The organism is Pseudonocardia nigra (genome assembly GCF_019396355.1).
GTDB lineage: Bacteria > Actinomycetota > Actinomycetes > Mycobacteriales > Pseudonocardiaceae > Pseudonocardia > Pseudonocardia nigra.
The window spans coordinates 1-1,410 of the sequence record NZ_JAHKRK010000455.1 but is presented as its reverse complement, the minus strand read 5'-3'; the positions used below and the strand labels follow the sequence as shown (position 1 = coordinate 1,410).

1 protein-coding gene is annotated in these 1,410 nt (G+C 72.9%); it reads left to right on the top strand.

Features of this window, described 5'->3' with window-relative positions:
* Positions 1–93 precede the first annotated feature (93 nt).
* Positions 94–1,410, top strand: a 1,317-nt coding sequence (locus KME75_RS41535) for an NF041680 family putative transposase (protein WP_308283523.1), incomplete at its 3' end; no start/stop codon positions are given.

Here is a 1,410-nt window from a genome sequence, read left to right as displayed (position 1 = left end):
CGCGGCCACCGCTTGATCATCTTCGGGTTCCTTCCACAGAGCTCGAAGACGAAAGCGATGGCCGCGATGCTCAGTGTGACCCACGCCCGGTCCGTGCAGTCGGAAGACACCCCGGCCCGGCGGAGTGATCTCGCCCGGTTTCGGGGGGAGTTCTACGGCTCGTTGACCGCACGGGCGGACGCGCTGTTCGAGTTGACCGACGCGATCCTGTGCGCTGACGGTCCGGTCCGGTCCCTGGTCGATTTGACCCTGGTGGCCGAGCACCGCCGCGGCCACGGCGCCATGTACGACGCGCTCGGGCACGGCCGGGTGGAACCGGAACGAATCCGCCGTTCGCTGGCCGCGCTCTTGTTGCCGCGGGCCACCGACGGGCGGATCGTGCTCGCCGTCGATGTCTCCCCGTGGCTGCGCTCGGACGCCCCGACCAGCGCGGACAGGTTGTTCTGCCACGTCTACGGCCGCGGAAAGGGCCAGGCCCAGCTGATCCCGGGCTGGCCGTACTCCTTCGTGCCCGCCCTCGAACCCGGGCGCACGTCGTGGACCGCGCTGCTCGACGCGGTCCGGCTCGGCCCGGCCGACGACGCGACCGCGACCACGGCCGCGCAGCTGCGCTCGGTGGTCGGGCGGCTGATCGCCGCCGGGCAGTGGCACGAAGGCGACCCGGACATCCTGATCGTCACCGACGCCGGCTACGACATCACCCGGTTGGCGTTCGTGCTGGCCGACCTGCCGGTCGAGCTGCTCGGCCGGATCCGCTCGGACCGGGTGCTGCGCCGACCGCGCCCACCCCGACCCGCCGGCGCCGCTGGCCGGCCTCCCCGCCACGGCCCGGAGTTCGCCCTGAGCAAGCCGGCCACCTGGCCCGAACCGCAGCACGCCACGACGACCGAGACGACCCGCTACGGCACCGCGACCGCGACCAGTTGGGACCGGCTGCACCCCAGGTTGACCCACCGCGGTTGCTGGGCCGATCACGACGGTGAGCTGCCCGTCATCGCCGGCACTCTCATCCGGCTGCAGGTCGACCATCTGCCCGGCGACCGCGACCCCAAGCCGGTCTGGCTGTGGTCCTCCAGCGTCGACGCCACCGCTGCCGACGTGGACCGCTGGTGGCGGTCGTTCCTGCGACGGTTCGATCTCGAGCACACCTTCCGGCTGTTCAAGCAGACCCTGGGCTGGACCGCCCCGAAGATCCGCACCCCGGCCGCCGGGGATCGCTGGACCTGGCTGATCATCCCCGCGCACACCCAACTCCGCCTCGCCCGCCCGCTGAGCGAGGACCTCCGCCGCCCCCTGGGAGAAGCCCGCCCCGCCCGGCCGGCTGACGCCGGCCCGGGTTCGCCGCGGGTTTCGGAACCTCCGCGCGAAGAGCTCGACCCCGGCCAGCGCACCGAAACCCTCCCGACCCGG